Raw genomic sequence first — 2,512 nt, 5'->3', positions numbered from 1 at the left:
GTAGAAGGGGCATGTCGAACCGGAAAACTCAACCGGGCTGCCGAGTTAATGTATCTGGAAAACAAAGGATTATAGGTTAAAAAAAAGGGGCAAAAATCTGTTTTAAAGACTTTGCCCCATAAAGGGTGGAATATGGGGCTCGAACCCACGACCCTCGGTACCACAAACCGATGCTCTAACCAACTGAGCTACATCCACCATTTAAAAAAACAGAGCGCAAAGATAGCTTTTTTCTAAAATCTCGAAACAGATTTTTTTTAATTTCTTTTTCTTTTTGGTTTGAACCAAAAAGAAACAAAAATTCAAGGCTGCGATTTCTCATTTCATTTTAGTTTCCCGAAAGCTATTCGTCGGGTGATTTCCTCGTATGCACTCGAAACTTCCCAATCTCATCACGCTTTCATTTTGCTAAAATTTTATTCGAAATAAAATGCCGAAAAAAAGGATTTGAAAAATTATTTTTTCGAACGACAAAAAAACGAAAACATTTATTTCCTTTTTTCTTGCAATCATTAATTTGGAATTGATTAATTTCGGGCTGTCTTTTTACAGCGTTTATTTCAATTAAAAAATATAAATAACAACCTTATTGATTATGAAAAAAATCCACAATTTTAGCGCAGGTCCTGCCATATTACCTGCGGAAGTATTGCAAAAATCTGCGGAAGCAGTTCTTAATTTCAACAATTCTAACATGTCTTTACTGGAGGTTTCGCATCGCGGAAAAGATTTTGTGGCAGTAATGGAAGAAGCGCGTTTCTTGGTAAAAGAGTTACTCGGATTGGGCGATGATTACAAAGTGCTTTTTTTGGGAGGTGGTGCCAGCACACAGTTTGCGATGGTTCCGTACAATTTACTCGGCTCAAAAGGTGCTGCGTATGTAAACACGGGCGTATGGGCTCACAAAGCCATTAAAGAGGCGAAAATGATTGGAAATACAAAAGTAATTGCGTCGTCGGAAGACAAGAATTTCAATTACATTCCTAAAAATTATACCGTTCCTACGGATGTGGATTATCTCCATCTTACTTCCAATAATACCATTTATGGGACACAAATAAAACATTTTCCAGACAGTCCTGTGCCGATGATTTGTGATATGTCGTCGGATATTTTTAGTCGTAAAGTAGATGCCAATAAATTCACCTTGATTTATGCAGGAGCACAAAAAAATATGGGTCCGGCAGGTGCCACAATGGTCGTTGTAAAAGAATCCGCACTTGGTAAAACAGGCAGAGAAATGCTGAGTATGTTGGATTACCGCGTTCACATAAAAGGCGAATCCATGTACAATACGCCTCCAGTGTTTCCGATTTATGTTTCGATGTTAACGATGAAATGGCTGAAAGACAATGGCGGCGTGAGTTGGATTGAAAAAATAAACAATGAAAAAGCAAAATTACTTTACAGCGAAATTGATAGAAACTCTTTATTTACGGGTACGACAGCTGTGGAAGATCGTTCCAATATGAATGTTACTTTTCTCATAAAAACAGAAGAAATGGGAATTGAATTTGATAAAATGACAAAAGAAGCAAACATCAGCGGCATTAAAGGACACCGTGATGTGGGCGGTTACAGAGCATCGCTTTATAATGCGCTTCCGCTTGAAAGTGTTCAAGTTTTGGTAGATGTAATGAAAGCATTTGAAAAAAAATTCGCGTAAGCAATTCATAAAAAAATAAAAAAATAAAATAATATGGGAAGAGCATTTGAACTTCGAAAAGGTCGTAAAATGAAACGTTGGGATGCCATGGCAAAGGGCTTCACCAAAATGGGAAAAGAAATTGCCATTGCTATTAAACAAGGTGGCACTGCCGATCCGGCGTACAATCCGCGTTTGCGTTTGGCTATCCAAAATGCAAAAGCCATTAATATGCCGAAAGACCGAATTGACGCGGCTCTTAAAAGAGCTTCGGCAAAAGATCAATCCGATTATGAAGAGATTGTATATGAAGGGTACGCGCCGCACGGAATTGGTGTTTTGGTAGAATGTGCTACCGATAATCCAACGCGAACAGTTGCGAATGTGCGCATGTATTTTTCGCGTGGCAACGGAGAGCTAGGAAAAACAGGCTCTTTGAGTTTTATGTTTGAAAGAAAAGGCGTGTTCCGAATTTCTTCGGAAAATGTGAATATGGAAGAATTTGAATTTGAAATGATTGATTTTGGCGCAGAAGAAATTGTTGCTGAAGAAGGCGAAATCACCATTTATACTGCTTTCACTGATTTTGGTGCGATGCAAAAAGCGTTGGAAGCGAAAAAGGTAACTATTATTAGTGCAGAGTTAGAGCGCATTCCCACCACTACAACAGAATTGACGGAAGAGCAACAACAAGAAGTGTTGAATTTAGTGGAGAAATTAGAAGAAGACGATGATGTTCAATCTGTTTATCATAATTTAAAATAAAATTTATGAAAAAAATTCTTGCCAATGATGGCATTGATGCTCAAGGAAAATCTTTATTAGAAAAAGCAGGTTTTACAGTTATCACCGAAAAGATAGCGCAAG

General features: G+C 37.9%; 3 protein-coding genes and 1 tRNA gene. 3 read left to right on the top strand and 1 reads right to left on the bottom strand.

The window, feature by feature from the left end:
• Window positions 1-123 precede the first annotated feature (123 nt).
• Window positions 124-199, bottom strand: a tRNA-His gene (locus ABIZ51_12125).
• A 396-nt stretch (window positions 200-595) separates the two neighbouring features.
• On the opposite strand from ABIZ51_12125, the gene serC reads away from it, so the two are divergent.
• The 3 genes from serC to ABIZ51_12110 form a co-directional block, all read left to right on the top strand.
• Window positions 596-1,666, top strand: a complete 1,071-nt coding sequence (gene serC, locus ABIZ51_12120; protein MEO7089531.1) for a 3-phosphoserine/phosphohydroxythreonine transaminase — start codon at window positions 596-598, stop codon at window positions 1,664-1,666.
• Window positions 1,667-1,699: 33 nt separating this feature from the next.
• The gene (locus ABIZ51_12115) at window positions 1,700-2,410 is read left to right on the top strand and encodes a YebC/PmpR family DNA-binding transcriptional regulator (GenBank protein MEO7089530.1); all 711 of its coding nucleotides are present in this window, start codon (window positions 1,700-1,702) and stop codon (window positions 2,408-2,410) included.
• 5 nt (window positions 2,411-2,415) lie between these two features.
• Window positions 2,416-2,512, top strand: a 97-nt coding sequence (locus ABIZ51_12110; protein ID MEO7089529.1) for a 3-phosphoglycerate dehydrogenase, incomplete at its 3' end; no start/stop codon positions are given.

This window comes from Bacteroidia bacterium (assembly GCA_039924845.1).
Classification (GTDB): Bacteria; Bacteroidota; Bacteroidia; order DATLTG01; family DATLTG01; genus DATLTG01.
The sequence above is the reverse complement of the archived record's forward strand: the minus strand, read 5'-3'. Positions and strand labels throughout refer to the sequence as shown.